Below are 25,495 nucleotides of genomic sequence, written 5' to 3' on the forward strand. Positions count from 1 at the left end.
ACCCGCCTCATGACGTTCTGGGGGATTAGTAGACTTCGATGGAACGAATGTGGTTACCCAGACCCACACGGTTAAAGACCGTGCGTGCAGTGGTTGGGTCATTCGCGGCACCCATGGTCAGAAGCAGGGGCACGAAGTGGTCCGCGGTTGGGTGCGCAATACGTGCGCCTGGACCCTTCACCATGTAATCGCGCAGAGAGTCCACATCGCCGCGCTCAATGGTCTCACCGGCCCAGTCATCAAAAGCCTGAACATGAGGTTGCAAAGAAGGATCGCGCATAACGGCGAAGCTGTGGGTCATATAACCAGAGCCCACCACCAGGATGCCTTCTTCACGCAGGCTCTTGAGTTTATTGCCCAGCTCCTGCAGGTCCGATGGGTTCATCGAAGGCATGGAGACCTGAATGACGGGAACATCACCTGCTGGGTACATGGCCATCATTGGAATGAAAGCGCCGTGGTCCAGACCGCGGTCGGTGAACTGATGAACCGGGGAGTAGCCCAATAGGCCAGCGACGCGGCGTGCGAGTTCAGTGGCATCCGGGGTTTCATACTTCAAGGTGTAGTAGCGAGGGTGGAAACCGCCGAAGTCGTAGTACAGCGGGGTACCGGCAGCTGATGCAGAAATTGCGACTGGTGCATTTTCCCAGTGAGCAGAGATCATGACGACTGCGCGAGGCTTGGGCAAAGACTGTGACCACTTGTATAGGTAGCCCAGCCATTCGGCATCATCCAAGGTTGGGGGAGCGCCGTGGCTCACGAATAGAGCTGGCATTGGTCCGTCGCTGGGATCCCAGTGGCGGTGTTCATGTGCACGTGGGATAGCCATGGCGCGCAGGTCATCCAACGCACCTGCAGGGCGGACTTGAGTACGAGGATCTGGCAGGACGGACATTATCTCTCCTAAGTGACTTAAATGTTTAAGTAAAACTTAGCATGCATTGCTTTAGAAGTAAAGCGATTTTTGACAACTACCTGCAAATCTTTCTTGAGCTTGGACCTTCATCTGCTAAACTCATGGTCATGAATGCTAAGTCAAGTCAGTCGGATAAGGGCGCCGAATCTCAAACGCGTTGGCTTAATGATGATGAAAAAGACGCCTTCTACACGCTCATGGCGTTGATTATTCAAGTTGATCGATCTTTGGATCATCAGCTCACTCAAAGTGCTGGATTGAGCCACTTTGGCTATACCGCTATGGCCCGTTTGTCGGAAGCTGAAGGCCGTCAGCTGCGCATGAGCGATCTTGCTTCCACTGCAAATGGCTCTTTGTCGCGCCTATCGCAGGTGATTGCCAAGCTGGAGAAGAAGGGGTGGGTTGAGCGCAGCGCCGATCCTGATGATGGTCGCTATACGGTTGCCACGCTTACCGATGCCGGCTATGACAAGGTTGTTGATACCGCCCCCGGGCATGTCGAGCAGGTTCAAAAGGTGCTTTTTGATCCGCTAACCAAGTCGCAGGTAAAACAAATTCACAATATTGGCCAGCGCATCCTGCGCCGTATCGAGGAGGTGGATGCGCAATAAAATCTTGCGCTTTTATTGCGGCTCTAAGCAGTCGTTTTGCTTGAATGACGTGCGAAGAGTAATCTAAATTCCTAGCGCAAGATTGTTTAAGCGCAAGCCTGGGGCATTAGCTCAATTGGTAGAGCACCTGCTTTGCAAGCAGGAGGTCAGGAGTTCGATTCTCCTATGCTCCACAGCAAAACGGACTTGGTAGAAAAATCTACCAAGCCCGTTTATTTTTCTCTGCAGGTTGGGCGTGAGATTCTGTACCTTAAATGCTTAAGCTCTGGACTGGTTGACGGCGGACTGGAAGATCGCCATGAAAGCCGTCGCGATTGCGACCATGCCGAAGACCCAATTGAATACTGGGCTGCCGATGATGGCAACAGAAGCAAAGAAGAGAATGGTAAATACGAGGGCGATCGTGAGATAGGTCTTAAGGCTGATTTGGGGATTGAACATGCGAAGTAATCCTTAAGTGTGAGGTACCCCGACGGTTACCAGGGCAGTGATTTTCCTTAGGGGGAACATTACGTTCTTACAGGCGGGCTGTCTACCTCTAATTGACACATCGTTTCAATCAATTTGTGACTAAGGCGTCAAGCCTGAACGTTTCGGGAAGTGGTTTCACGTGAAACCAAGCGCTGGGAAAATGGGTCGCTCGGTAGAATGAATGGCAGTAGATCTGCCGAAATCCTAAACCCCGTGAGGAATGAAATGTCTGAGACCGAAGGCTTGAAAGAAACCTACCGTGCGCTTGGAAATGCTCCGGTTGCTGATGGTGAAGGAAAGTCCGTTGTCCTACGAAGGGTCTATGTCGCAGACGTGCAAGACGCGTGGAAGGCATGCACTGACAAGGGGCAGCTTGCGCAGTGGTTTAGCGAAGTAGAAGGAGAATTCCGTCAGGGCGGACATTTCCAGGTCAAAGACAATGCGGGTGGGGAAGTGCTGCAGTGCGAGGCACCACTAACGCTGAAGACTACGTGGGCTTTGGGTCCGAGTATGACCACAGAACTCGAGTTGCGCTTTACTCCAGAGGGCGAGAACACCATCCTTGAGCTGGAGCATTCCACGCCGGCGGCGATCTTTGATGAGATGGTGGCGGCTTATGGTCCCGGTGGCACCATTGGCGTGGCTGTGGGCTGGGACTTGACCCTGAACATGCTGGGCAAGTACCTGGCCGGTGAATCTTTTGATCCAGCAGCGTGGGAAAACTCCGAAGAGGCCAAGGAGTACGCAAAGAGCGCATCCTCGGCCTGGGGCGAGGTTATTCAGAAGGCGTGGGGCACGGGCGATGAAGACATCGCTGCCGCTATTGCCTTCGCGAACTCACATTTTGCCCCGGAGGAATCTTAAAACGGATTCCTGCGGGCTAATTCGTGCTGCCTAATTAGAGCGTCAGCATGACCTTGGTCGCGCGGCGCTCATCCATGGCCTTGTAGGCCTCAGCGGCTTCTTCGATAGGCAGGACCAAGTCGAAGACGGCGCCGGGGTTGATCTGGTCGGTCATGATGAGATCGATAAGCTCCGGCAGGAAACGGCGTACCGGTGCATGTCCGCCGAGCAAACCCACGGTCGCCACAAAAAGGTCGGTGCCGTTGAGCTCGACGCCGTGGCTGACGCCGACGAAACCGACGTGGCCGCCAGCGCGGGTTGCGCCGATGGCTTGGGTCATGGATTCCTGGGTACCTACCGCTTCAATAGTGGAGTGTGCACCATAACCGCCGGTGAGCTCCTTAATCTTTTCGACACCGGCCGCACCGCGTTCTTCCACAATGTCGGTTGCACCGAATTGGCGGGCTAATGCTTGACGGTCAGCGTGACGAGACATCGCAATAATACGCTCCGCACCCATGTGCTTTGCGGCAAGAATACCCAGCAGGCCAACGGCGCCATCGCCAACAACGGCGACGGTCTTGCCGGGGCCGACTTGGGCGGCATCGGCAGCAAACCAGCCTGTGCCCAACACGTCTGATGCAGCAAGCAGGCTCTTGGTTTGTTCTTCATTAGGGGTGCCGTTGACTTTAACCAAGGTGCCATCGGCAAGCGGAATGCGTGCGTAATCAGCCTGGGTGCCAATAGAACCCATCATGACCTGGTGAATACAACGGGACTGGAAGCCTGCCTCACAAATCTCACAGGTGTTATCGGAAGCGACGAAGGAACCCACCACGAAGTCACCGACCTGAATAGTGGTGACCTCATCACCGATTTCCTCGACCACGCCGATGTACTCATGACCCATGTGGGAAGGGCCGTGGACTTCTTCCAGGCCGCGATAAGGCCACAAATCGGAGCCGCACACGCAGGCCGCGGTCACGCGGATAACCGCATCAGTTGCTTCAATAATGGATGCTTTTTCAACGTCCTCCACCCGAATATCGCGTGGGGCGTGTAGAACAACTTGGCGCATTTCATTCTCCTTGGAATGGTCTTTAAATCGTGCATTTTCATGCTACGGACATACGCCAGTGCGTGGGAGATCCTGCGAGTACCTGTCACGCTTTGGGTGGTTTGTTGGACGTTTTAGCTCCTCAGCGGGGCGTGCTGTTCATTGGCAGCCCATTCAGCCAATGCTGCAAGGCGTTCTTCTGTCACGGAGTGTGGCTCCGTGCTATAAATCACCAGCGCCAAATCTTCGGCGGTGGGCAGAGCCATGGCATCCATGGTCATGTGCAGATCCCCAACGAGCGGATGGTTGATGTCCTTATCACCATTGACGTGTAAGCCCACTTCATACTTCGCCCACATCGGATCAAATTCCTCAGACAGCGTTGAGAGCTCGTGAATGAGTTTGCACAGCTCAGCATCATGTGGGTTGCGGCCCAGTTCAGCATGCAAAATAGCAGCCGTGCTGGCAGCTATTTTCTCCCAATCCCGGTACGTGGTGCGTGCTCGCGGACTTAAGAAACAAAAGCGCGCGAGGTTCGCCGGCTCTTCGCTATCGCGGTAGACCTCCGAATACACCGCGCGGCCCAGCTCATTAATGGCCAGGATATCTAAGCGACCATTGCGAATGAATGCAGGAAGCGACGTAATGCTGTCCAGGATGCGCACCTGGCTTGGAGTTATCTGCTCTTGCTCCGCCGTAGAGGAGGAACAATAAACCGTGTCATTTGCTGCATGTGATGCCACGCGCGCGAGGTTGAACAGATGCGCATGCTCAATCTCATCGAGGCGCAGCGCATGCGCGATGGCCTCCAGCACGTCCTCAGAAACACCGGACAGCCTGCCGCGCTCTAACCGCGTGTAATACTCCACGCTCACCCCAGCCAACAGCGCCACCTCTTCTCGCCGCAAGCCCGGTACCCGCCTTAATGTTCCTAAATTAGGCAGCCCCACATCTTCTGGCTGCAGCTTCGCCCGCCGTGACACTAAGAACTCGCGAATCTCCGTCCTTAAATCCATGCACTTAGTTTACTCCGGACCGGCTGACAATCAGATGGGAGCGTTGGCGCGGGGTAGCTTCGAATAGGCTCGTAGCGCCAGCGACACAGCCGTGCAGAACCTAAAAGCACGAAAGTACTGAAGTTCTCTATTCCATTGAATTTCAACTTCTGTGTATTTACGCTGGGATTTATTGATTTGGTTGGGAAAAGGAAGGTGCTTTGAACACTCAGTACACTATTTTGGGTTGTTGGGCTGGTATTGGTATTCGGCATCTACGAGGCTTCCCAGCGGCACAAGTACCTTCGGGATGTCTACCAATCAGAAGAAAGTATGCAGGATTAAGGCATCAGTGAGGCCTTAAATGACAAGCGCGCTCACCTTAAAGGAAAGGTGAGCGCGCTAAAAATAGGAATGGGACTATAGGAAACTAGTCAGGATTCCCATTTACAATCGCCCCTTACACTGCGTTAATTGGAGATGCCAGCGACCCAGCGGCGGGTGACTTGGGTGTTGTGGACGTCCTTGATGTCGCCGGTGAAGATGTTGCGGTCAAGGGCGATGGAGTCGGCGGATTTTCCGGGTTCGATGGTTCCGGTTTCATCGGCTATGCCGAGGGCCTTGGCGGATTCGCGGGTGAATGCGGCCATGGCTTGGGGCAGCGTGATGGCTTGGGCAGAGTTGACGGTGCGGTCGCCGTAGTCCGTGCCTGATTCGCTGCCGTCATTGACGGCAGCCTGGCGGGTGACCATGCCTTCGATGCCCAGCCATGGGTTGAGAACCGGGAGGCCGACGGGCCAGTCGGAACCGCCCGCAACCAGGGCTTTAGTGGTGAGGAGGTCTTTGAAAGGCCAGATATTCGCCATGGTTTCATCGGCAACGAAGGCACCGACGCCATCGGTAAGCGGGCTGGGGAACTACATGAATGGGCAGGCATCGGCGGCCACGTTAAGCTCAGCGAAGCGTGGAAGATCCTCTTCAGAGATAGAAGACATGTGCGCGATCTGCATGGCAGGTCCGCCGCCTTGATCTTGGCGCACGATCTCGGCGGCATCGAGGGCCTGGCGTACCGATGCATCACCGGTCGCATGCAGTTTGGCACCCAAGCCCAGTTCCGCACAGCGGCGCAGTGAGGCCACGAGATCCTCAAGAGTCCAGTAGAGCTCACCGCGGAAATTCGGATCGCGGCTGGAATGATTGCATTTATACGGAGTCAACAAGGCCGTGGTGCACGTGGTGGGCACGCCATCCAGAACAAACTTGGCAAAACGTGGCTTGACGTGTTCGCTTTCAAATTTCATGCCGCCTGCGAAAAGCTCCTCACCAACGGTGCCGTCCTCAATAAACGGGCGAATCGGCATGGAGGCAATCACGTGCATATCCAGCTTGCCGGATTCTTCGAGCGCTGCAAGCCCTTCAAAATGCGGGAGCATGGTTGCGGTATCCTGCACGGTGGTAATACCCAGGGATGCGAGGCGGTCGAGGGCTGCTTGTAGGGCAGCGGCCTGGCGTTGTTGGGGATTTTGTGAGACTGCGCAGCAGCACCTTCGGCAACGGAGCCGGCGAGCTCCCATAGAGCACCAGTGAGGCGGCCCTGTTCATCGCGCACATACGTACCGCCCTCAGGATCCGGGGATTTGGCGTCAACGCCCATTGCTGCAAAACCGGCGGAGTTGATCTGGCGGTTATGCATGGTGCCATCGCGCAGCAACACCGGATGGCCATTGGATACGGCGTCGAGCTTTTCTAAGAACTTCACATTATTCAGAGACGGCAGAACGCCGCTGCCGATGATTCCACCGATCACCCATTCACCTGGTTCCAGGCGGGTGATCCACTCGCTGACCTTTTCCAGAATGGTATCGGCATCATCTGTAGGGTCAAGAGGCAGCTCATGTGCCAATTGGGTGCCGCCGAGGTTTAAGTGGAGGTGGTCATCCATAAGCCCGGGCGTCACTACGCCCTCGGTGAGGTTTACTACTTCGCTGCCATCTGCGGCCTTGGTCTTTACCTCCTCCAGGGTGCCGGTAGCAGAAATGATGCCGTCTTCGACCGCGAATGCTTCACCCCAATCATTATCAGCTACGCCGGTCCAAATCTTTCCCGCGTAAATGGTCATTAGTTCTCATTTAAAGCATTGATGACGCTACGTGCAGTATTCGTGCCCTTTTCCAATGCGCCATCCACACAGACACCGCGCCAGCCATAGGCGTAATCTGAGCCGGCGAAGTAGAGGCGGGAATCAATGTCATCGAAGAGACTCCAGCCTTCGGTGAACTGGCCTTTGCGCAGGGTGCCCCAGGCCTGACCGGCCCACTTATCAGCCACCCAGTTGTGTCCGGTGGTATCAACAACCTCCAGGTCATCGCGCCATTGATTGACCACGGCCTGGGCATCTTCAATGGAGTTGAGGTCAATATTGGTGTTGTCATAGCCAAAGCCGACCAGGATGGTGGTGTCGTCATCCATGAAGTATTCGGAGCGCACTACGGACATCTTGGCTGGCTTTGGTGCATAGCCTAGGAAGCGGTGGTGACCTTTGATCTTGATCCAGATCTTCGCACCTTGGGAGTTCCACCTGTCATCGATAACGCTTTGTACAGCATCGGGCAGGGCAGGGGAGAATTCAATATTGCTCAGCGCGCCCACTGGCACGGTGCAGATTACTGCCGATGCTTCGATGACCTCGCCCGATTCGGTAGTTACGGTGGCACCATCGTCATGATGCTCGACTTTAGCTACCGGGGTATTCAGGCGGATCTCGTTATTCAGATCCCCACCGATACCGTTGTATAGCGAGCGCATGCCGTTATTGAGCTTCCACTTCAGAGTAATGTCTTCCATCACGCGGTAGCGGTTATCGGATAACGCGCCCCATTGCTTCGCCATCAATGCGGAGCCGGTGTACGGGTCGCCGATGTAGCCGGCGCACCAGAAGGCATCGATGAGATCTATGGTTTCTTGATCGAATCCGGCTTCCTTGACCAAGTCGATGGCGGTCTTTTGATCATCGGCAAGAAAGCGTTCACGGACTTCAGCTGGGCCATCGAAGTCATCAGAGAGAACCCACAGCGGATCATATGGGTTAGGGAAGTACTCATCATTGCCCTCATAAGTGGCCTCCATGGCCGCGGTGAGCTTTTCATCCAAGTCATCCTCGGTGCCTTTAACCACCTTGCCGTCAGTGACCCAGTGGGCGTCATTGCCGGACGGGGAAGCCGTGATTTCTGTGCGCTGGCCATAGCGCATGATCTCAGTCCAGGTGTGGGCTTGGAACCAGTGCACCCAGGTAGCGCCCAATTCCAGCGGGCGACCCATGCGTTCTTCGGTCCAGGCACGCCCGCCGATGCGGTCTTTGGCCTCCAAGATTTCATACTCAATGCCGGCAGTTTGCAGCTCGCGCGCGGCAACGAGACCTGCGAATCCGGCGCCGATGATGACAACTTTGTTGTTGGACATGTCAGAAATTTCCTTTTCTTTAAGTGAATGATGATGGCTTCGAGTAGGCAAGTGCCTACACCGGCGCCGCGGGCTGGGGTTCTATTTCCGCTACCTCGCCCGTGATGTGCGCGGAGTTCATGGTGTTGCGGCGGATCAAAATCTCACCCCAAATAAGGCCTATGAGCCCGGATCCCAAGATGATGGCCGGCATGATCCAAATCATGAAGAAGTCTTCGGTGTCCATCATGAGGTTGAAGTTGATGAGAATTAGCGCGGTTACCGCCGCCATACCAATGCCGGCGAGCAACGGCGCGATAGTTTTAACGAACACGCTGTATTCGCGGTGGTAGCGGTTCGCCCACACCATCACGGCAAAGCTGGTGATAGCCAGCAAGAAGGTCAGACCGAAGGCCGCGGCGTTGGTAAACCAGGTAAACAAGGTGACCACCGGAAACAGGAATTCTTGTTCCGAGCCACTGCCGATGATGGCAAAGACGGCCAGCACGACAATCGCCAGGATGGATTGCGCCAGCGAGCCACCAATCGGCGCACCGTTTTTCGCGGTTCTTCCGAAGGCTGCAGGAAGGACCCCGGATTGCCCAAGGGAGAAGAAGTACCGAGCCGCAGCATTGTGAAAAGCAATCAACGCTGCCATGAGGCTGGTGACAAAAAGCAGGTGCGCGGCATTTGATGCCGTAGTGCTAAAGTCCGCCAGCCACACAAAGACCAGATCGGGGCCAAACTCTTGCGATTGGCTAACGATGCTCCCTGGACCCACACCCATCTGCAACGCCCAAGCGGAGAACGCATAGAAAGCAGCAATGATGCCGACGGCGATATATGTTGCACGTGAAACAGTGCGCTCCGGATTCTTGGCTTCCTCCGAATAAATAGCGCCGGATTCAAAGCCCATGAATGCGGCCATCGTAAAAGCTAGCAGCACGCCGATACCTGGGGTGAAGAACTGATCCGGCTGCCAACCGCTGCTGCTGACTCCTTCTGGGGCATTGGCAATGGCCATGACGGAAAAGACAATGACCACCAAGAATTCCAAGGTTACGATGATGCCAAGTACCTTGGCCGAGAAATCGATGTTGTTCACGCCCAAGATGCCAACGATGAGCCATCCCACGATGCCAAGTAACCACCAGGGAAGCTCGATTCCGGCTAATGCTGTCAAAGCATTGGCCGCGGAGAACCCGAAGAGTCCATAAAGGCCAATCTGCATGAGGTTGTACGCAACGAGCGCCAAAATAGCGCCGGCGATTCCTTGGCGCAGCCCCAGACCCCGCGCAATAAAGACGTAGAAAGCGCCTGAGGATTGAATCTTGCTGGCCATGCGCCCATAGCCCACGGCGAAAAGCGCCAGGATGATGCCAAGCACCACGTACCCAATGGGCACTCCGAGCAGTCCTGCAACCGCGTAGTTAGTGGGCGCACCACCAGCTAACACCGTCAAGGGCGCCGATGCCGCGATGATGATAAATACCAATGACGCCGTGGACAGCTTTCCGCTTTTGAGCCCATTGCGAGTGTCTTGTTGTGACGGTGAAGTAGCCATATCGGTCTTTCTGCCGGGAATAAGGGTTGATGTAAATCTCTCTACGTTCTAAAAGTGGTTCACACCACGTTTAAGTTCTACTGGTGTAGAGGATAAACTCGAAGTGACGCATTGGCAAGGGGATATCTGAAATTAGTTTGAACCACGCAACAACCAACTTGAGCAGCGAGAGTGCTTAGTACAATGTCAACAGCACTATTGAGTGGAGAAAATGAATGCCAAAAGTAGTTGACCATGTACAGCGCAAGCGGGAGCTTGTTGAATCAACGTGGCGGGTTATTGCGCGCCGGGGACTAGCTGGTGCCACTATGCGGCAGATTGCTGAAGAAGCAGGCTATGCCAATGGTGCGTTAAAGCCGTATTTTCCCACCAAGATGGACCTTTTAGAGGCCACGTTTGAACACGTTTATAGCTCCACTGAAGAGCGTATTGGCAAGTCCATCGAAGGTTTGCGTGGGTTTGAATCACTGCGAGCGATGTGCCTGGAAGTCCTCCCAGTTACTGAACGACTGCGTGATGAGGCGCGGATAGTTGTGTCATTCTGGGACAGCGCTGCCCAAGATGAGAAACGTGCGGCACTAGCGGCGGTTTCAACGAATCGGTGGTGCGAGATGATAGCCACCATGCTCAAGGAAGCTAAAGAAGATGGGTTGCTTCGTTCAATTTCCAACGTTGAAAGCACGGCAGAGATACTGGTGGTTCTCTTGCAAGGCTCGCAGATTACCGCGGTGATGGATCCGGAAGGATTTAGTAAACAAAGGATCATTAACCAGCTGGAGGCGTACTTGGATCTTCTGCGCGCATAAAAGGTTAGACTCGCGCAAAACTAATCCGAGCGAGTTTTAAGCCAAGAGGAGTATTCACATGCGAAGCGTTGAACTAGGCAGCAGCGGAACACAAGTACCCAACATTATCGCGGGCATGATGCGTATTGGGGATAAAACTGATTCGGAGATTCGCGGGCTTTATGATTCCGCACGTGAGGCCGGCGTGAGCTACTTCGATCATGCGGATCTGTATGGCTTTAACTTTCCCAATGGTGGATACCACTTGTGCGAACGCCGGTTTGCTGAAGCCGTGAAGCTTTCTTCGTCAGAGCGTGAGGAAATTACGTTGCAGTCGAAGACAGGAATCGTTGAAGACCCGTGGGGCTACGACCAGTCCTATAACACATCGTTTCCTCAGTCGATGAATCCTTGAAATCACTGAATACGGACTACCTTGACGTGCTGTTGCTGCACCGTCCGGATGCCCTAGTAGAACCAGAGGAAGTAGCGCGTGCTTTTGATGAACTCGAGGCAGCCGGCAAGGTGCGTGCCTTTGGCGTATCGAACCACACTCCGCGTCAGATTGCTCTGCTCAAGACTGCTGTGAAACAGCCACTTCTTGTGAACCAGGTGCAGTTTTCTATCACGCATTCTTCGTTGGTTGCGCAGGGTATGACATCCAATATGACAACGTCGGATGATGCGTTTACGCGCGATGGTGGGGGTCTAGTGGACTATGCGCGGGTGAATAAGATTACGCTGCAGGCATGGTCGCCAATTCAAATAGGCCATGAGCCAGGCATTTTCTTAGGTTCCCTAGACTATCCGGAACTCAACGCTGAGATTGAAGGTGCTGTTGCAAACAGGAATTCCAGATAACTAACTATTTGTTAGTGTGCAGCGCAATGCTGGTACCGGATCCGCCGTTTTCGTCGAAAACGCGAGTTTGCAACAGCACCGCCTTTGTCTGCTCCAGACTGGTCAACGACATATAGCGTTTCTGCTGAATCCAGTCATCATGCTGCTCCGCGAGTACCGCCCCGACCAGACGAACCACCGCGTCCTGGTTTGGGAAGATGCCGACGACGTCGGTACGCCGGCGGAGCTCCCGGTTCAACCGCTCGGTCGGATTATTCGACCAGACCTTCGTCCACACCGCCTTCGGGGCGTTCGTGAACGCCAGCAGCTCATGCAGAGCTTCCTCCAGATAATCCGCCACCTGCGGGAACTTTTCCTGACAGAACGCCACGACCTCCCGGGCCTGCTTCCATACTGTGTCGGCGTCCGGCTGCTGAAAGATCGTGTGAAACATCGCCGACAACGTCGGCCACTTAAGTCTTCGATACCAAGCCAGAGAGGTTCTTCGAAAAGTGCGTGCGGCACCGCTGCCAGGACGCATTCGGTAGGATCTCGCCGATAGCGTGCTGGATGCCCAGGTGCGCGTCGCTGGTGACCAGGTAGACCTGATTAAGACCCCGGGCCTTGAGGTCCCTAAAGAAACCCGTCCAGGAGGCCACCGACTCTGCGGTGGCGACCTGCATACCGAGTAGTTCCCGGTACCCTTCGGCGTTGACCCCGGTAGCCAACAACGCCGAGGTTTTGACGACGCGGCCGCCTTCGCGGACCTTCATGGTCAACGCGTCACAGGAGACGTACAGGTAGGGGCCGGTATCCAGCGGCCGGGCACGAAAATCCTCGACCATAGAGTCCAGGTCTTTGGCCATCTCGGATACCTGTGACTTCGAGAGATTGTTGATGCCCAGTGAGGCGACCAGGTCGTTCAGCTTGGGGTGGAGACACCCTTGAGATAGCAAGTCGCGATCACCGTGGTCAGGGCGCGTTCGGCCCGGGCGAGTCGTTCCAGCAGCCAGTCGGGGAAGAACGACCCTGCCCGAAGCTTCGGGACCGCGACATCTACGGTGCCAACCCTGGTGTCGAGGTCGCGGTGACGGTAACCGTTGCGGACGTTGGTACGGGCCTGGCTGGTGGTGGCGTAATCAGCACCGAAGATCTGGTCTGCTTGGGTGGACAGGATCTTCGTTGATGAAGCCCTGGAGCATCTGTCTCATCAAGTCCGGGGAGGCTTGAGACAGCAGGTCGTCGAGATAGGTGGTCGGATCGATAGAATAAGGGCCGGCGGCCATCGTGGGTTCCCTTTCGAGGAGATGTAGGAGTTGATTTGAAAAGTGCTTTGGTGGTCGCCCACGTCTTCCATGGGGCCCTCACCGACAGCTACAGATACACCACGCTAGAGGACGTAACCGAGGCGTCGCCGGCGGGTGGAAAGCCGCAGATTTCCAGGCGTAGTACGAGGACCGGTTGATCCTCAGGACTTGGCACAACTGCTTGACCTGATAGAGGTCTCGGTGGTCATCAACGAATCAGAAGCGGCTCTACCTGGTCGTCTCTCCCGCGAAATATTTCGCGGCCTTGGCAGCAGGATATCGTGCTCGGTTGAGAGTTTCTGCGTCTCCGAGCGCAGGTGCTGGACTTCTTTGCGCAGGCGCAACAGCTCGTCGGTGGGGTCTTCGGCGGTGCGGCTGGGCTGGACGCCGCGGGCCTTGCGGGCGGCGTCCAGCCCAGTTCTTCAGCGTCGCCCGGCTGATCCCGAGGTCCACGGCGATCGAGGAGAACGAGGCGCCTGTGGTGTCCTCATAGAGTCGGACCGCGTCCGTCTTGAACTCATCGGTGTGGGTGTTCTTCGCCCATGGTGGTTTCTCGCATTCTCCGGCCCATTTTGGGCCGGGGTCAGCGTGTCCACCAAACAGGGGACGGCCCCGTAGTCTTGCTGGTGGGACTGTTTGTTTGGTTTTTCTTCACACATTAATCGAAACAGGCAGTCCCCTTTTTATGTCCCCGCGACACGCCCCAGAGCGGCGATCGGACTGCGAGCGCTAAACCCCTATGAATAAGCCTCAATCCCCACGGGGCGCTCATGATGTTTATCCGGTGGGCAGTCATGCCCCATGTCTTGGCTTGGTGAGAATTAGCAGTTGCTCTCGTTGGCGTCTTGGCGTTGTTTGAATCGTTGTGCCAGGCGTTTGCCGTGGGTGAGTTCTCGAATGGTGTCTTCGCTATCGAAATTCGATCCGAGAGCACCCGCAACGGTGCCCATCGAGGCGCTGAGCCAGGCGATATCAACGTAGTTCCCGAGGGAGGCTTCCGCACCGATTTTCGATGACATGAATCCGGATTCGATGACACCTATTCCCCCGATGAGAATGCCGATAAATAGTACCAGGTAGAGCAAGATGACCGATAGCAGGAGAGTGGCCACGGTGGAGGCGTTATACATGGCGGCTTCGGTCAGGTCGCCTAGTTTTCGTGAATGTTCCCACAACCTGTTGGCACCGATCAGCCAGAGCACCATGGTCACAATGACCATCGCGGTAATCAGACCCAGTCGCCAGCTGGGCAAAGCGTCCGCCATTTCCCAAATTGAGGAGTAGAAGATGCCGAACGCCCCAGTTCCCGCCGCGGCAGCGAGTACTCCCGACAACTTCGATACCGTCGACAGGGGCTCATTGGTACGTATCATGCCCAGGACCAGTCGGAGTCTGCCCGGTCGCCACCAGGGAGAGGTGATGTAGACGGACCGGCCGGAACGAGACTCCTGCTCGTAGACCACCCCGGAGTCGGACATGTGCTGGTCGGTTCCGGGTGTCTGCTGGTCGGCGAGAGCGTCCAGGGAGTCGAACAGTACATGGCGAAGTCTCTGGGTCACGCCCTGCCATCCCAGTGCTGGTAGGGAAATGATGACCAGACCTTCCCCGTAGTGCAGCGCAGCGATCTTGGGTTTTCGCCCGGCACGGCGGGGGATTTCGGTCACGATGGCCAGTAGATCTACGTCATCGTCTCGTGCCCATCCTCGAACGGTGTCGAGATCGAGCGTGCCATCTGGGCGCGCTGGGGTTCGACTTTTGTGGTGGGAGAAAAGATATCTGCCGACAGTTTTCTCTCCGTCATTGCCATCACCGAGGACACGTGAGACGGTGCGGGACGGTAGGCCAGGGTCGGCAAAAATAGCAACGCGCAATGGTTGGTTCATGAGGGCCATTATAGGGTCAATATAGGGCCATTATTCTGAGGAATCCACTATTTCACAACCTGCCTGGGCCGACGCTGGTGCGCACTCACGGCGGTGCCGAAATCGAAGGATTCATCAGTCTCGAGCAAAGGAGCGCCGAGCGCTTTATACGGATCAAGTCATCGATTGGTCATGATGCTCCAGAAAATCTATTACTGAAGGCCGGCCTGCAACTTCAAACTGGAATCATCGGGACGAGGGTAGCGTCGGTTCCTGGCGTGGTGATGAATTCAGAGCTACTCGGCATCATTCCTAGCGCAGTGGTTGAGAGCCTTGGCTGGTCCGACCGGATACAGATTTTGCCCAATCCGACCAGTGCTGAGCCTATGGAAGTGTCGTTGATGTCAAGGGTGAAGCAACGCCGAACGAGGCCACAAAGGTGCTGTTGCAAACAGGAATTCCAGATAACTAACTATTTGTTAGTGTGCAGCGCAACGCTGGTACCGGATCCGCCGTTTTCGACGAAAACGCGAGTTTGCAACAGCACCCATGACTGTCGCTCAGATCGGCGAAGTTCTGGGAGTTAGCCGCACCACCGTCTACCGGGCGCTGCGCAAAGAAACTGGGGTATTACCTACGCGGCAGAAGGACCCCTCGAAGCCCACATAACCGGGCATTGCGACAGGATGACTCTCGGAAGCTGTGCCAACGACTTCTGGCTCTGACAGCACACCTCAAAAGAACAGTTTTAGAATTACTGTCAGAGTCAGAAGGCGTTGGCACAGATGGCCCCCAGTGACCAGGGTTGTGACGACGGCTTCGGAACACCATCCGGTCAGTACTCGTGTGCACTAGGCTGAAAATGTCAGAACTCCCGGGCACAAGGAGACAGGGACGGACAGCAGCCACACGGACATTGCTGCGACATCACACCTGACTATGCCTGAAGCTGAGTGGGAACAGGCCTGAGCACAGGAACGGGTAATCGCTAGGTTGGCTGAGCACGAGAAAGTTGGAGTAAGCACTGCTGATGCGGTTGCCGAAGAGCTGGGGATGTCCCGGCGATAGATATACCGACTTCTTACACGCCACCGCGAGGGTTCAGGGGCAGTAACTGATGTGCTCGCGGATTTTCCCGCGCGGTGCGCAGCTTGTCCCCGCTGAGCAGTGGTGGCCGGCTTTCCGTGCGGCCACGAACCCAGGCAGCCTCCAGACCGGCGTGTCTCCGCTCCCGGATCAGATCACATTCAAACTCCGCCGGGCAGGAAGATGTGGAACACTTTTCGGCCCTCGGAGGATGAGGTGCCGGTGTTTTCCTGCAGCGATCGAAACTCCACTCCTCTCGTTGTGCTGACGACAGAGTGCCCCTCGAGGTTGCCAGCCAGGCGGGGATTACTTGACGGTCATGCCGAATGAGTCCGCGATGGTCCGGGCGGTCTGCTTGGCGTAGCGGCCTACCCCGGTGAGCGTGGCGGATCCGGGGCCGGTCCAGTCGCCGTAACCGACCAGGTGCAGGCCCGGGTATTTCGGGGTGGTGCCGTCCAGGAGCCGGCGCACCGGCCCGAGGGACGGCCGAAACCCGATACACCAGATCAGATGATCGGCCCGTACTTCGTTGAGGGAGTTAAACATCGGCGTCGCCGCCAAACATCCGGCGTCGCGGGCATCGCGCACCTCAGGCAGCACGACAATGTCGCCGAGCTCCGAGTCGGCCCCCGGATCGGTCTCGCCGCGCTGGACGGCCAGGGCGCGTTGCCGGTTCCGGCGAAACAGCACCCGCCCGTCGACCTCATCGGGCATCCACCGGGGTGGATGGCGGGTATACCAGGTGACTTCGGCAACACCGGTGAGTTCGGCGGCGATCTGCGCGGCGGAGTTCGCCGCCCCCACCACCGCCACGGACGACCCCCGGAAGGGACCCACCCCGGGATAGTTCGCCGAATGCCACTGCGTGCCGGTAAACAATCCCGGGTAGGCCGGGACGAAGGGAGTAGACCAGGTACCGGTGGCGGCTACGACATGGGGAGCCGTCCACGACCGATCACCGGCGTGGAGGCGGTAGCCTGCATCCACCCGCTCGACGCGGTCCACGTGCACGGGGCGCTCGACGGGGATCCGGTAGCGCTGCTCATAGTCGGCAAGGTAGTCGATGACATGGTCCGACGGTGGGAACCCCTCGTAGGCTGGCATAGGCTTGCCCGGCAGGCTGGAAAACTCCGCGGTGGAAAACAACGTCATTGATGGCCACACATGCCGCCACGCCCCACCGGCACCCTCCTGATCGTCGAGGACCAGGGTGTCCACGCCTGCTCGCAGCAGGTAGTAGGCGGTGGCCAGCCCCGCCTGGCCACCGCCAATAATGATCGCCTCGAAGTGTTTGCTGGTCACGTGTGTGATCGTCTCCTGCTCGTCAATGGTGGTTCAGTCCATCTGCAACACGGTGCGCAGCTCCGCGAACAGCTCCGGGCGCACCTGATGGGTCATCGTCCGGCCGACCCGGACCTTGTCCAATAACCCGGCCTCGGTTAACCGTTTCAGGTGGTGCGACACGGTCGGCTGACTCAACCCCGACGTCTCTGTCAGCTCTCCGACGCTGACCGGGCCGCAGCCTTCGGCCGCCAACTGCGATAACAAACGCAGGCGGGCGGGATCGGCCAACACCTTGAACAATGTGGCGTAGCGCTCGGCCTCACCACTGGTCAAGGGGCCAGCACCCAGTGAGCAACAGGCGGACAAGTCCGCCAGCGGGAGAGTCTGCGAGAGTGTCATACCAACCATCCTATATTGACAAGCATCGATATCAAGGCTACTTTTTGTATTGATGCTTGTCAATACTGTGAAAGGCTCGTATGAATTCTGACCACCGCCCACGCATGACCTTTTTAGATCGCTTCCTGCCGGTCTGGATCATTCTCGCCATGGCCGCTGGCCTGCTCATCGGCCGGGTCGTCCCCGGTATCGGTGACGCCCTGCGCGCTTTAGAGGTAGGTGGGATTTCCCTGCCGATAGCACTTGGCCTGCTGGTGATGATGTATCCGCCGCTGGCGAAGGTTCGCTACGACAAGGCCGGTGAGATCGCCGCCGATAAACGCCTGATGACGGTGTCCTTAGTGCTCAACTGGCTGGTCGGTCCGGCTTTCATGTTCGCCTTGGCCTGGATCTTCCTGCCGGATCAGCCGGAACTGCGCACCGGGTTGATCATCGTCGGCCTGGCTCGGTGTATTGCGATGGTGCTCGTCTGGAGTGATCTGTCGTGTGGTGACCGGGAGGCCACGGCCGTGCTGGTGGCGATCAACTCGGTGTTCCAAGTCATCATGTTCGGCGTACTCGGCTGGTTCTACCTCCAGGTCCTGCCAGCCTGGCTGGGCCTGGCGACTACCTCGGCGGAATTTTCCTTCTGGTCGATCGTGGTTTCCGTGCTCGTATTCCTCGGCATCCCGCTGGCCGCCGGCGTGGCCTCCCGAATCATCGGTGAAAAAACCAAGGGCCGTGCCTGGTACGAAAACACCTACCTGCCGAAGATCTCCCCGCTGGCACTGATCGGCCTGCTCTATACCATCGTTCTGCTGTTTTCCCTGCAGGGGGAGCAGATTACCTCCCAACCGTGGACCGTGGCCCGCTTGGCTGTGCCGCTGCTGGCCTACTTCGTCGGCATGTTCGCCATCGCACTGATTGCCGCGAAGGCGTCGGGCATGAATTACGCTCAGTCGGCGTCGGTGTCGTTTACGGCCGCGGGCAATAACTTCGAGCTGGCCATCGCCGTGGCCATCGGCACCTTCGGGGCGACCTCCGCACAGGCGCTAGCCGGCACGATCGGCCCGTTGATCGAGATCCCGGTGCTTGTCGGCCTGGTCTACACCATGCTGTGGCTGGGACCGAAACTCTTCCCCCAGGATCCGACCCTACCTGTATCCTCGACACCGTCTCCGCAGCCTGCTGTATCCGAGAAGGAGAACTTCACCTCATGTGCACCCACCCAACAGTCCTGTTCGTCTGCGTCGGCAACGGCGGCAAGTCCCAGATGGCCGCAGCCCTAGCCGCTAAGCACGCCGGTGACCGGATCGAGATCCACTCCGCCGGCACGACACCCGGCACGAAGCTCAACCCCCAGTCCGTCGAGGTTATCGCCGAGGCCGGTGCCGACATGTCCGCAGGCCACCCTAAGGGTGTAGATCCACAACTGTTGCGCGAGGTCGACCGCGTGATCATCCTGGGAGGTGATGCCCAGCTGGAGCTACCCGACGGTGCCCGCGGTACGTGCGAGCGGTGGGTGACTGACGAGCCGTCCCAGCGTGGCATCGAGGGCCTGGAGCGCATGCGTCTGATCCGTGACGACATTGACACCCGGGTACGCAGGCTCCTCGCCGAGCTGCTCGAGAACTGACCACCCCACCTGACACCACCAACGACCCCGCGCGAATTCGCGCGGGGTCGTTGGTGTCTGCACCGGCTGTCAGCTCCTCGTCCGGGAGCCAGACACGCCGGTAGAGACCGAGATGTGTCGGGTTAGGACGTAGCCTGCGGGTGCTGCTCCTCCTGGTCACTGGTGGTCTCACTGGTGGTCTCAGTGGTGTCGGTGTCGTCGTCGGCGACGATCTCGACACTGCAGCAATCGGAGTTCGTATTCTTCTTGTGAAACAGGTCTTTGAAGCCCATGAGGGTCTCCTTTCGTTAGAGGTACGTGGTTTAGAGGATGATCGTCATCGCGTAGCCGGCCAGCATGGCCGCCAGCAGAATGGTGATCACGAAGGTGGCCAACAGTTTCGGCTTGAACACTGCCGCCAACATCGAGATTTCCGGTGGCGAGGCCCCGGCCCCACCGATCATCATCGCGAAGATCGGGCCGATGGCCACCCCGGCACCCGATAAAGCCAGGGCGACCGGCAGCATCGTCTCGAGTCGGACATACAGCGGGATACCGATCACCGCAGCCAGTGGAATCAGCCACCAGACGTTTCCACCGGCCATAAATCCCAGGCCGTCTTCGGGCACGACCCCGTAGATGAATGCACCGATGGCCACGCCGATGATCATCGGAAGGAGCATGGGGCGAAGATCGTCCTATGCCTGACGGATCGCTGCCGGGGTTTCTTGTTTGATTCCACGCCACGGGGTCCCGTCCAGCTGGTGCCCGCCCTTGACCTTGACCTTGCGCAGCTGGTCTTCCATGCCCAGCGCGGTCCAGGCCCAGGGTACTCCCAGCGACAGCAGCACCATGATCGCCGCGTAGCTGAGCGCGACCTGCCAGGTAAAGATCAGCCATATTCCGCCGACGATAACCGGGTTGAGCAGCGGCGAAGCGATCAGGTAGGTCACGGTGGTACGAAAGGCCACCCCGGCTTTGAGCATGCTGACAAACATCGGGATCGTCGAACAGGAACAAAACGGAGTGATCGCCCCCAATGCCAGTCCTTTGACCTGGCCGGGAACCGCTCCACCAGCCATCCAGCTCTGCAACCGCTCCGGGCCGAAGCGCCGGTTGATCAGCGCGACCGCATAGGAGATCACCAGAAACAGCAGGAGCAGTTCGACCAGGAGGATAGTGAACGTGCCGAGCGCGCTAATCAGCATCAACGACCTCGTTTCTCAGGGAGGTGTCCGTGCAGCAGGCGCGTTGTCCCTCCGGGGTCAACGTCGCCAGGTGCGCTAGCCAGCGCACCGGATCAGCCAGCTGAGCACAACATACCGAATTCAGCGTGGCACGCCCCCTCGGCTCCGAGTCCACCAGTCCGGCCTTGCGCAGGGCAGCCAGATGATGGCTGACCAACGCCTGACTCATCCCGGTGGCCTCATGGAGCTGGCGGTTGGTCATTGACGTCTCCGCCAAGGTGAGCAGGATCGTCAACCGGTTTTCATCCGACAGCGCGGACAGTGTGGGCACGAGTAACTGGGCCCGCTCGGCGGGACTGAGATCCGACGCGGGGATGGATAAGGAAATCTCTGTAAGCATACTCCGACATTAACAAGCGAGTGCTTGTATTTCAAGCAATGGTTTGAATGTCGGGAAAGAGGCCCCTTCCGGCCTTTCCCGAGCGTCTCACTTTCAAGGAAGTGGGACACATCAATGACAATGGATTGAAAATACACAGTCCCAGGAGGAGCATGTCCCACAAGTCATGCCACAGCCATGTCCCATAATGTCCGCTACAGAATGGACTTCCGGCACTATTCTGGTTATGGATACTGGCTACGCCCGGGTGTCGACCGCGAAACAGGACCTTGACCGACAGATCGACGCTCTGCGCCAGGAAGGTATTGCCAGCAAATACATTTACGTTGATAAGAAATCCGGATCCACCACCAACCGCCCCGGACTGCACAAGGCACTGGATCAGGCTCGTGAAGGCGATATCATTGTCGTCCACACGCTCGACCGGTCAGATGCTCCTCAAGCTGTAGCAGCGTGTACACCCCAATAGGGAAGTTTTAGAATTTCTGTCGCGTTAGCGTGGTCGAGTCCCTGCGGCAGCGGCTTTTCACAACTTCATGGGCGGTTCAGTTGATGCCGGTAAGGAAACCTAGAGAGGCCCTAGCAGCACGGGGGATGAGTTTATTAAAGGCCGAAGGCGCCGCCGCTGACGAGGATGAAGATACCCAGGCCGATCAAAACGATCGGGAACAGCACATGCTCCCAGCGTTCGAGAATCTCCGCGATGGGTGGACGGGTGGCCACGAACTTCGCCAACAGGACCAGGCCCGCCACCAGAATCAGAAAGACAACGCAGTAGATGATAACGGTGGCGGTATCCACGTTGAGAAAAAACGGGACATAGACGCCGATATTGTCGCCACCGTTGGCAAAGGTCACCCCGGCGACGGTCAAAACGCTTACGTTCTTTCCGCTGACTTTCGCGTCATCGTCGTCGTCATCGTCTCCCCGCCAGGCTTGCCAGGCCGCCCACAGCCCCAAGGTCAGGGGGATCAGCCCGAAGTAGGGGATCACCTCGGTGGGCAGGAAAGCATCCGCCCCTAGGGTGACCAGAATCGCGGCTGCGAGGATGCCCGCGAAACCAAGGTACTGCCCGGCCAGGATCCGAAGTGTGGTCCTTGCTTGGCCGGCCCCACGGGCGAAGAACAGCGAGAGCACGATGATGTCGTCGATATTGGTGGCGATAAACAGACCAACCGCCCCCAGGAGACCAGTTATCACTTACCTGTTCCCCTCTCCGGTGGCGCACCCGGGCACGTCACATGCCGAGTCAATACACGGGGCATTCTCGTCGGCAGCCAGAGTGGTATCCAGCAGTGAGTTCAACGCCTGGACAAGATGGGCGTCGACGATCTCGTAGCGGGTCTTCCGCCCCTGCGGTTCGGCGACCACAATTCCGCAGTCCCGTAGGCAAGTGAGGTGGTTCGACACATTTGACCGCGTCAGTTCCAGCTCCCGGGCGAGATCGGCCGGGTAGGCTGGGCCGCCCAGCAGGGTCAGGAGAATACGGGATCGGGTGGGATCGGCCATCGCCCGACCCAATCGGTTCATCACGTCCAAGCGTGTAGCAATAGTCAGCATGTACTGAACTATACAGCTGTTGCTGAACTGTTGCAACGAGGGTCGAACGTCGGCCCGACGGTGATGTGTGGGACACCAGTACCCTTCGGTACTGCCTGTGTCGAAATCGTTCGTTTTTGACACAAAAACCCGGTTTCCGAAATGGTCCCATACGTAAAGGTGGGTGCGTTACGTTTTTGTATCACAACACAGTGCCGTATTCTATGTGCCCATTCACTGACCTCCGCACGGGTTCTGATACGTTTTTGAGGGTGCTGTTGCAAAGTTGGGGCAGTAGGAAGAGCGACGTGAAATAATCACAGCCATGGGTATCTTCTCCGGTCGTCATTTCCCCCGTGACATCATTCTGTGGGCGGTGCGGTGGTACTGCCGCTACGTGGTGAGCTACCGCGATCTGGAGGAAATGATGACTTCAGCGGGGCGTGCCGGTCGATCACACCACGATCTACCGCTGGGTCCAGAAATGCGCCCCTGAGCTGGACAAGCAAACACGCTGGTACCGGCAGGTACCTGATTGGCAGGCCCGGTCCTGGCGGGTGGATGAGACCTATATCCGGGTCGGCGGCAGGTGGTGCTACCTCTATCGGGCGATCACCGCCGGTGGCCAGACCCTGGACTTTTACCTCTCTCCGAAGCGGAACGTGGCCGCAGCGAAGCGTTTCCTGGCCAAGGCCCTCAGATCCAATGCGTCAGCCGGGTTCCCGCGGGTGATTAATACAGATAAAGCACCGTCTCTAGCCAGGGCAATCGCCGAGTTGAAGTCAGAGGGAATCTGCCCGCCAACAGTGGAACACCGGCAGGTGAAATACCTCAACAACATCCTGGAAGGCGACCATGGTCGGCTGAAGCGGATCCTGGGGCCGAAAGGCGCGTTTAAGAACCGGACATCTGCATATCGGACGTTGAAAGGGATGGAGGCGATGCACTCATTGCGGAAAGGGCAAGGCACGATGTTTGACCTCACGGGCAACCGAACCCGGACGCGGTGATCGTCAACCGGGTCTTCGAGACGGCCTAACAACGCCCACACGCAGCGGCCATCAGAGAACGAGAAACTGAGTCTTCGCTGCTCTCCGCCCAACTTTGCAACAGCACCATCCAGAGGCCAAGAAGCTTTTGGCTCAAAATGCACCAAAGGTATTATCCTCAACCGCCAAAATGTTACTTCCAGGTAAGAAATAGTCCCTATTTATAGATAGCTCCTGGCGGTTAATCCTGTCATCCTGGCTCTCGTCGAGCTGCAACTCTCGCATAGCGTGGTTGCTAAGGAGGTGTGCCCAATTGGATTACAAGTACCTACACACTTGATCGGTGCTGCACGTTTCAGGGTCCGGGTGCGCGGCGTCCTGTCTGAGGTCCGCGATAGTGTCGCGCAGCACGGAGAGCTGCGCGATCTGCTGCTCGATCTCAGCGAGGCGCACGTCAAGCAGGTCGCGCACGTGCTCGCAGGGCGCCTGGCCGCCGTCGCGGATGTCGAGGATCTGGCGGATCTGGGCGAGGGTGAGGCCCGCGGCCTGGCCGCGGTGGACGAAGTCGATCCGAGCGACCGTCTCGGGCGCGTAGTCGCGGTATCCGGACGGCGTGCGCTCGGTCGGGGGCAGAAGGCCCTGTTCCTCGTAGAAGCGAAGGGTCTTCGCGGTAGTGCCCGCCCTCTCGGCGAGTTCTCCGATCCGCATTGCTGTCTCCCTCCGTGGCCGCGCTTGACCTTCCCCTGCACTGGAAGGTCCAGTATGGCTGAGACAGAGCAGAAAGCCAAGAGTTGACAGGAGCAGAGATGCCTACGAAGTACGATCTCGCCATCATCGGATCGGGAGGCGGCGCGTTCGCCGCTGCGATCCGCGCCAGCACGCTCGGAAAGTCGGTGGTGATGATCGAGCGCGGGACGCTCGGCGGCACCTGCGTGAACACGGGCTGCGTCCCGTCGAAGGCGCTCATCGCCGCGGCCGGCGCGCGGCACGTCGCCGTCGACGCCGCAACCCGGTTCCCCGGGATCGCGACGACGGCGGATCCCGTCGACATGCCCGCGCTGATCGCTGGGAAGCAAGCGTTGGTGGAGTCGCTGCGCGGCGAGAAGTACGCCGACGTCGCCGACTCCTACGGCTGGCAGGTCCTCCGCGGCGACGCCTCGTTCGTGGGCACCCCTGATGCGCCGGTTCTCGATGTTGCCGGAGCCGACAGAAGCGTCGAGACCATCGAGGCCCACCACTACCTGGTCGCGACTGGTTCTCGCCCGTGGGCACCGCCGATCGACGGCCTGGAGGAGACCGGATACCTGACCTCGACCACGGCGATGGAGCTGACGGAGGTCCCCGAGTCGCTGCTGGTGCTCGGCGGCGGCTACATCGCCCTGGAGCAGGCGCAGCTGTTCGCCCGCCTCGGCTCGCAGGTCACGCTGCTCGTGCGGTCCCGGCTCGCCTCGAAGGAGGAGCCGGAGGTGTCGAAGGCGCTCCAGGAGGTGTTCGCCGACGAGGGCATCCGCGTCGTCAGCCGCGCAGTGCCCACCCGGGTCTCTCGCGGCACGGGAGGCGAGGCCGTCGTGACCGCCGCCGTGTCCGGCGGCTCGCAGGAGTTCCGCGCCGACCAGGTCCTGGTCGCCCTCGGACGCCGTCCCGTCACCGATGGCCTGAACCTCGATGCGGTCGGGGTGAAGACCGGAGACTCCGGCGAGGTGGTCGTCTCCGACCGGCTGCAGTCCTCGAACCCGCGGATCTGGGCCGCGGGCGACGTGACCGGGCACCCCGAGTTCGTCTACGTCGCCGCCCACCACGGCACCCTCGTCGCCGAGAACGCGTTCGCCGACGCCGACCGGTCCGTCGACTACGCCCGCCTGCCGCGGGTGACGTTCACCGGGCCCGCGATCGGCGCGGTCGGGATGACCGAGAAGGACGTCCTCGCCGCGGGGATCCGCTGCGACTGCCGCGTCCTGCCCCTGCACCACGTGCCCCGCGCCTTGGTGAACCGCGACACCCGCGGGTTCATCAAGATCGTCGTGAACGCCGAGACGAACGAGATCCTCGGCCTGACCGCCGTCGCCAAGGACGCCGGGGAGCTCGCCGCCGCAGGCGTCCACGTGCTCGGCAGGACCGTCGCCGAGATCGCCGACGCCTGGGCCCCCTACCTGACCATGGCCGAGGGCATCCGGATCGCCGCGAAGGCCTTCACCACCGACCCGTCGCTGCTGTCGTGCTGCGCATGAACGGCAACGCAGGCAATCGGGGAGATCTCATCCTGAAGAGGTGCAGACGATGAGCGCCCCTCCCCCTTGGTGGCTCCTGTCGGTTTTGAGATAAAGATGA

23 protein-coding genes, 1 tRNA gene and 5 pseudogenes are annotated in these 25,495 nt (G+C 58.2%); 11 read left to right on the plus strand and 18 right to left on the minus strand.

Features of this window, described 5'->3' with window-relative positions; all coding sequences use genetic code 11:
- Positions 1–25: 25 nt before the first annotated feature.
- Positions 26–895, minus strand: coding sequence for a DODA-type extradiol aromatic ring-opening family dioxygenase (locus ACG98I_RS08080; RefSeq protein ID WP_394719877.1), 870 nt, complete (start codon positions 893–895; stop codon positions 26–28).
- 128 nt (positions 896–1,023) lie between these two features.
- Here ACG98I_RS08080 and ACG98I_RS08085 point away from each other — a divergent pair, with 128 nt between their 5' ends.
- Positions 1,024–1,527 carry a MarR family winged helix-turn-helix transcriptional regulator gene (locus ACG98I_RS08085; RefSeq protein WP_394719879.1) on the plus strand — a complete coding sequence of 168 codons (504 nt, stop codon included), beginning with the start codon at positions 1,024–1,026 and terminating at the stop codon, positions 1,525–1,527.
- A gap of 100 nt (positions 1,528–1,627) precedes the next feature.
- Positions 1,628–1,700, plus strand: a tRNA-Ala gene (locus ACG98I_RS08090).
- A gap of 85 nt (positions 1,701–1,785) precedes the next feature.
- Here the strand turns inward: ACG98I_RS08090 and ACG98I_RS08095 are convergent.
- Positions 1,786–1,968 carry a hypothetical protein gene (locus ACG98I_RS08095; protein ID WP_394719880.1) on the minus strand — a complete coding sequence of 61 codons (183 nt, stop codon included), beginning with the start codon at positions 1,966–1,968 and terminating at the stop codon, positions 1,786–1,788.
- A 255-nt stretch (positions 1,969–2,223) separates the two neighbouring features.
- Between ACG98I_RS08095 and ACG98I_RS08100 the strand changes: the two genes are divergently transcribed.
- Positions 2,224–2,862 (plus strand): SRPBCC domain-containing protein, encoded by a 639-nt coding sequence (locus ACG98I_RS08100; protein ID WP_394719882.1) that lies wholly within the window; start codon positions 2,224–2,226, stop codon positions 2,860–2,862.
- Positions 2,863–2,896: 34 nt separating this feature from the next.
- On the opposite strand, the gene ACG98I_RS08105 is transcribed toward ACG98I_RS08100, so the two are convergent.
- From ACG98I_RS08105 to ACG98I_RS08130, 6 genes and pseudogenes are all read right to left on the minus strand, one after another.
- Positions 2,897–3,919, minus strand: a complete 1,023-nt coding sequence (locus ACG98I_RS08105) for a zinc-dependent alcohol dehydrogenase family protein (RefSeq protein WP_394719883.1) — start codon at positions 3,917–3,919, stop codon at positions 2,897–2,899.
- Between the two features lie 113 nt (positions 3,920–4,032).
- Positions 4,033–4,914 (minus strand): helix-turn-helix transcriptional regulator, encoded by an 882-nt coding sequence (locus tag ACG98I_RS08110; protein ID WP_394719885.1) that lies wholly within the window; start codon positions 4,912–4,914, stop codon positions 4,033–4,035.
- 449 nt (positions 4,915–5,363) lie between these two features.
- Positions 5,364–6,359: pseudogene (locus tag ACG98I_RS08115) on the minus strand (amidohydrolase).
- Positions 6,263–7,012: an amidohydrolase family protein gene (locus ACG98I_RS08120; RefSeq protein ID WP_394719887.1), complete on the minus strand. Its 750-nt coding sequence runs from the start codon at positions 7,010–7,012 to the stop codon at positions 6,263–6,265. The pseudogene ACG98I_RS08115 and the gene ACG98I_RS08120 overlap by 97 nt, the downstream one beginning before the upstream one ends.
- Positions 7,012–8,352 (minus strand): flavin monoamine oxidase family protein, encoded by a 1,341-nt coding sequence (locus ACG98I_RS08125; RefSeq protein ID WP_394719889.1) that lies wholly within the window; start codon positions 8,350–8,352, stop codon positions 7,012–7,014. The genes ACG98I_RS08120 and ACG98I_RS08125 overlap by 1 nt, the downstream gene beginning before the upstream one ends.
- Positions 8,353–8,407: 55 nt before the next feature.
- A complete protein-coding gene (locus tag ACG98I_RS08130; RefSeq protein ID WP_394719891.1) occupies positions 8,408–9,895 on the minus strand; it encodes an APC family permease in 1,488 nt (495 codons plus the stop codon).
- Positions 9,896–10,110: 215 nt separating this feature from the next.
- Between ACG98I_RS08130 and ACG98I_RS08135 the strand changes: the two genes are divergently transcribed.
- From ACG98I_RS08135 to ACG98I_RS08145, 3 genes are read left to right on the plus strand one after another with little or no spacing between them, the layout of a single operon-like run.
- Positions 10,111–10,701, plus strand: a complete 591-nt coding sequence (locus ACG98I_RS08135) for a TetR/AcrR family transcriptional regulator (protein ID WP_394719892.1) — start codon at positions 10,111–10,113, stop codon at positions 10,699–10,701.
- A gap of 58 nt (positions 10,702–10,759) precedes the next feature.
- The gene (locus tag ACG98I_RS08140; RefSeq protein ID WP_394719894.1) at positions 10,760–11,095 is read left to right on the plus strand and encodes an aldo/keto reductase; all 336 of its coding nucleotides are present in this window, start codon (positions 10,760–10,762) and stop codon (positions 11,093–11,095) included.
- Positions 11,092–11,541, plus strand: coding sequence for an aldo/keto reductase (locus ACG98I_RS08145; RefSeq protein ID WP_394719896.1), 450 nt, complete (start codon positions 11,092–11,094; stop codon positions 11,539–11,541). Before ACG98I_RS08140 ends, ACG98I_RS08145 begins: the two co-directional genes overlap by 4 nt.
- A gap of 4 nt (positions 11,542–11,545) precedes the next feature.
- Here ACG98I_RS08145 and ACG98I_RS08150 read toward each other — a convergent pair.
- The 4 genes and pseudogenes from ACG98I_RS08150 to ACG98I_RS08165 all read right to left on the minus strand — a co-directional run bounded on the left by ACG98I_RS08150 (position 11,546) and on the right by ACG98I_RS08165 (position 17,458).
- A pseudogene (locus ACG98I_RS08150) lies at positions 11,546–12,806 on the minus strand (IS256 family transposase).
- An 842-nt stretch (positions 12,807–13,648) separates the two neighbouring features.
- Complete coding sequence (locus tag ACG98I_RS08155; protein WP_394719898.1) at positions 13,649–14,710, minus strand: hypothetical protein; 1,062 nt, start codon at positions 14,708–14,710, stop codon at positions 13,649–13,651.
- A 1,371-nt stretch (positions 14,711–16,081) separates the two neighbouring features.
- The gene (locus ACG98I_RS08160) at positions 16,082–17,077 is read right to left on the minus strand and encodes an ArsO family NAD(P)H-dependent flavin-containing monooxygenase (RefSeq protein ID WP_394719900.1); all 996 of its coding nucleotides are present in this window, start codon (positions 17,075–17,077) and stop codon (positions 16,082–16,084) included.
- Positions 17,078–17,110: 33 nt separating this feature from the next.
- Positions 17,111–17,458: a metalloregulator ArsR/SmtB family transcription factor gene (locus ACG98I_RS08165; RefSeq protein ID WP_394719902.1), complete on the minus strand. Its 348-nt coding sequence runs from the start codon at positions 17,456–17,458 to the stop codon at positions 17,111–17,113.
- Positions 17,459–17,538: 80 nt separating this feature from the next.
- Between ACG98I_RS08165 and arsB the strand changes: the two genes are divergently transcribed.
- Together arsB and ACG98I_RS08175 are read left to right on the plus strand one after the other, a co-directional pair.
- Positions 17,539–18,726 carry an ACR3 family arsenite efflux transporter gene (gene arsB / locus ACG98I_RS08170; RefSeq protein WP_394719904.1) on the plus strand — a complete coding sequence of 396 codons (1,188 nt, stop codon included), beginning with the start codon at positions 17,539–17,541 and terminating at the stop codon, positions 18,724–18,726.
- On the plus strand, positions 18,654–19,073 hold the full coding sequence (locus tag ACG98I_RS08175; protein ID WP_394719906.1) for a low molecular weight phosphatase family protein: 420 nt from the start codon (positions 18,654–18,656) through the stop codon (positions 19,071–19,073). The genes arsB and ACG98I_RS08175 overlap by 73 nt, the downstream gene beginning before the upstream one ends.
- A gap of 122 nt (positions 19,074–19,195) precedes the next feature.
- On the opposite strand, the gene ACG98I_RS08180 is transcribed toward ACG98I_RS08175, so the two are convergent.
- The 3 genes and pseudogenes from ACG98I_RS08180 to ACG98I_RS08190 form a co-directional block, all read right to left on the minus strand.
- Positions 19,196–19,345: a hypothetical protein gene (locus ACG98I_RS08180; RefSeq protein ID WP_394719908.1), complete on the minus strand. Its 150-nt coding sequence runs from the start codon at positions 19,343–19,345 to the stop codon at positions 19,196–19,198.
- Positions 19,346–19,375: 30 nt separating this feature from the next.
- Positions 19,376–20,260, minus strand: a pseudogene (locus tag ACG98I_RS08185) (permease).
- Positions 20,250–20,639, minus strand: a complete 390-nt coding sequence (locus tag ACG98I_RS08190) for a helix-turn-helix transcriptional regulator (protein ID WP_003849007.1) — start codon at positions 20,637–20,639, stop codon at positions 20,250–20,252. The pseudogene ACG98I_RS08185 and the gene ACG98I_RS08190 overlap by 11 nt, the downstream one beginning before the upstream one ends.
- 226 nt (positions 20,640–20,865) lie before the next feature.
- On the opposite strand from ACG98I_RS08190, the pseudogene ACG98I_RS08195 reads away from it, so the two are divergent.
- Positions 20,866–21,066 (plus strand): annotated as a pseudogene (locus ACG98I_RS08195) (recombinase family protein); the annotation flags it as partial.
- A 176-nt stretch (positions 21,067–21,242) separates the two neighbouring features.
- Here the strand turns inward: ACG98I_RS08195 and ACG98I_RS08200 are convergent.
- Together ACG98I_RS08200 and ACG98I_RS08205 are read right to left on the minus strand one after the other, a co-directional pair.
- Positions 21,243–21,839, minus strand: coding sequence for a cadmium resistance transporter (locus tag ACG98I_RS08200; protein WP_394719910.1), 597 nt, complete (start codon positions 21,837–21,839; stop codon positions 21,243–21,245).
- Positions 21,840–22,199 carry an ArsR/SmtB family transcription factor gene (locus ACG98I_RS08205; RefSeq protein ID WP_394719912.1) on the minus strand — a complete coding sequence of 120 codons (360 nt, stop codon included), beginning with the start codon at positions 22,197–22,199 and terminating at the stop codon, positions 21,840–21,842.
- A gap of 304 nt (positions 22,200–22,503) precedes the next feature.
- On the opposite strand from ACG98I_RS08205, the pseudogene ACG98I_RS08210 reads away from it, so the two are divergent.
- A pseudogene (locus tag ACG98I_RS08210) lies at positions 22,504–23,217 on the plus strand (IS6 family transposase).
- A 268-nt stretch (positions 23,218–23,485) separates the two neighbouring features.
- On the opposite strand, the gene ACG98I_RS08215 reads toward ACG98I_RS08210, so the two are convergent.
- A complete protein-coding gene (locus ACG98I_RS08215; protein ID WP_003847964.1) occupies positions 23,486–23,875 on the minus strand; it encodes a heavy metal-responsive transcriptional regulator in 390 nt (129 codons plus the stop codon).
- A gap of 98 nt (positions 23,876–23,973) precedes the next feature.
- Between ACG98I_RS08215 and merA the strand changes: the two genes are divergently transcribed.
- A complete protein-coding gene (merA, locus tag ACG98I_RS08220; RefSeq protein ID WP_394719914.1) occupies positions 23,974–25,395 on the plus strand; it encodes a mercury(II) reductase in 1,422 nt (473 codons plus the stop codon).
- The last annotated feature ends 100 nt before the right edge of the window (positions 25,396–25,495 follow it).

The sequence above is a fragment of the Corynebacterium sp. L4757 genome (genome assembly GCF_043673995.1).
Classification (GTDB): domain Bacteria; phylum Actinomycetota; class Actinomycetes; order Mycobacteriales; family Mycobacteriaceae; genus Corynebacterium.

Coding starts and splice junctions, on each gene's coding strand:
- ACG98I_RS08130 (WP_394719891.1), bottom strand. CDS start 9,895: ATGGCTACTTCACCGTCACAACAAGACACTCGCAATGGGCTCAAAAGC.
- ACG98I_RS08215 (WP_003847964.1), bottom strand. CDS start 23,875: ATGCGGATCGGAGAACTCGCCGAGAGGGCGGGCACTACCGCGAAGACC.
- ACG98I_RS08105 (WP_394719883.1), bottom strand. CDS start 3,919: ATGCGCCAAGTTGTTCTACACGCCCCACGCGATATTCGGGTGGAGGAC.
- ACG98I_RS08155 (WP_394719898.1), bottom strand. CDS start 14,710: ATGAACCAACCATTGCGCGTTGCTATTTTTGCCGACCCTGGCCTACCG.
- ACG98I_RS08205 (WP_394719912.1), bottom strand. CDS start 22,199: ATGCTGACTATTGCTACACGCTTGGACGTGATGAACCGATTGGGTCGG.
- ACG98I_RS08120 (WP_394719887.1), bottom strand. CDS start 7,012: ATGACCATTTACGCGGGAAAGATTTGGACCGGCGTAGCTGATAATGAT.
- merA (WP_394719914.1), top strand. CDS start 23,974: ATGCCTACGAAGTACGATCTCGCCATCATCGGATCGGGAGGCGGCGCG.
- ACG98I_RS08125 (WP_394719889.1), bottom strand. CDS start 8,352: ATGTCCAACAACAAAGTTGTCATCATCGGCGCCGGATTCGCAGGTCTC.
- ACG98I_RS08135 (WP_394719892.1), top strand. CDS start 10,111: ATGCCAAAAGTAGTTGACCATGTACAGCGCAAGCGGGAGCTTGTTGAA.
- ACG98I_RS08110 (WP_394719885.1), bottom strand. CDS start 4,914: ATGGATTTAAGGACGGAGATTCGCGAGTTCTTAGTGTCACGGCGGGCG.
- ACG98I_RS08100 (WP_394719882.1), top strand. CDS start 2,224: ATGTCTGAGACCGAAGGCTTGAAAGAAACCTACCGTGCGCTTGGAAAT.
- ACG98I_RS08190 (WP_003849007.1), bottom strand. CDS start 20,639: ATGCTTACAGAGATTTCCTTATCCATCCCCGCGTCGGATCTCAGTCCC.
- ACG98I_RS08080 (WP_394719877.1), bottom strand. CDS start 895: ATGTCCGTCCTGCCAGATCCTCGTACTCAAGTCCGCCCTGCAGGTGCG.
- ACG98I_RS08140 (WP_394719894.1), top strand. CDS start 10,760: ATGCGAAGCGTTGAACTAGGCAGCAGCGGAACACAAGTACCCAACATT.
- ACG98I_RS08095 (WP_394719880.1), bottom strand. CDS start 1,968: ATGTTCAATCCCCAAATCAGCCTTAAGACCTATCTCACGATCGCCCTC.
- ACG98I_RS08175 (WP_394719906.1), top strand. CDS start 18,654: ATGTGCACCCACCCAACAGTCCTGTTCGTCTGCGTCGGCAACGGCGGC.
- ACG98I_RS08165 (WP_394719902.1), bottom strand. CDS start 17,458: ATGACACTCTCGCAGACTCTCCCGCTGGCGGACTTGTCCGCCTGTTGC.
- arsB (WP_394719904.1), top strand. CDS start 17,539: ATGAATTCTGACCACCGCCCACGCATGACCTTTTTAGATCGCTTCCTG.
- ACG98I_RS08085 (WP_394719879.1), top strand. CDS start 1,024: ATGAATGCTAAGTCAAGTCAGTCGGATAAGGGCGCCGAATCTCAAACG.
- ACG98I_RS08180 (WP_394719908.1), bottom strand. CDS start 19,345: ATGGGCTTCAAAGACCTGTTTCACAAGAAGAATACGAACTCCGATTGC.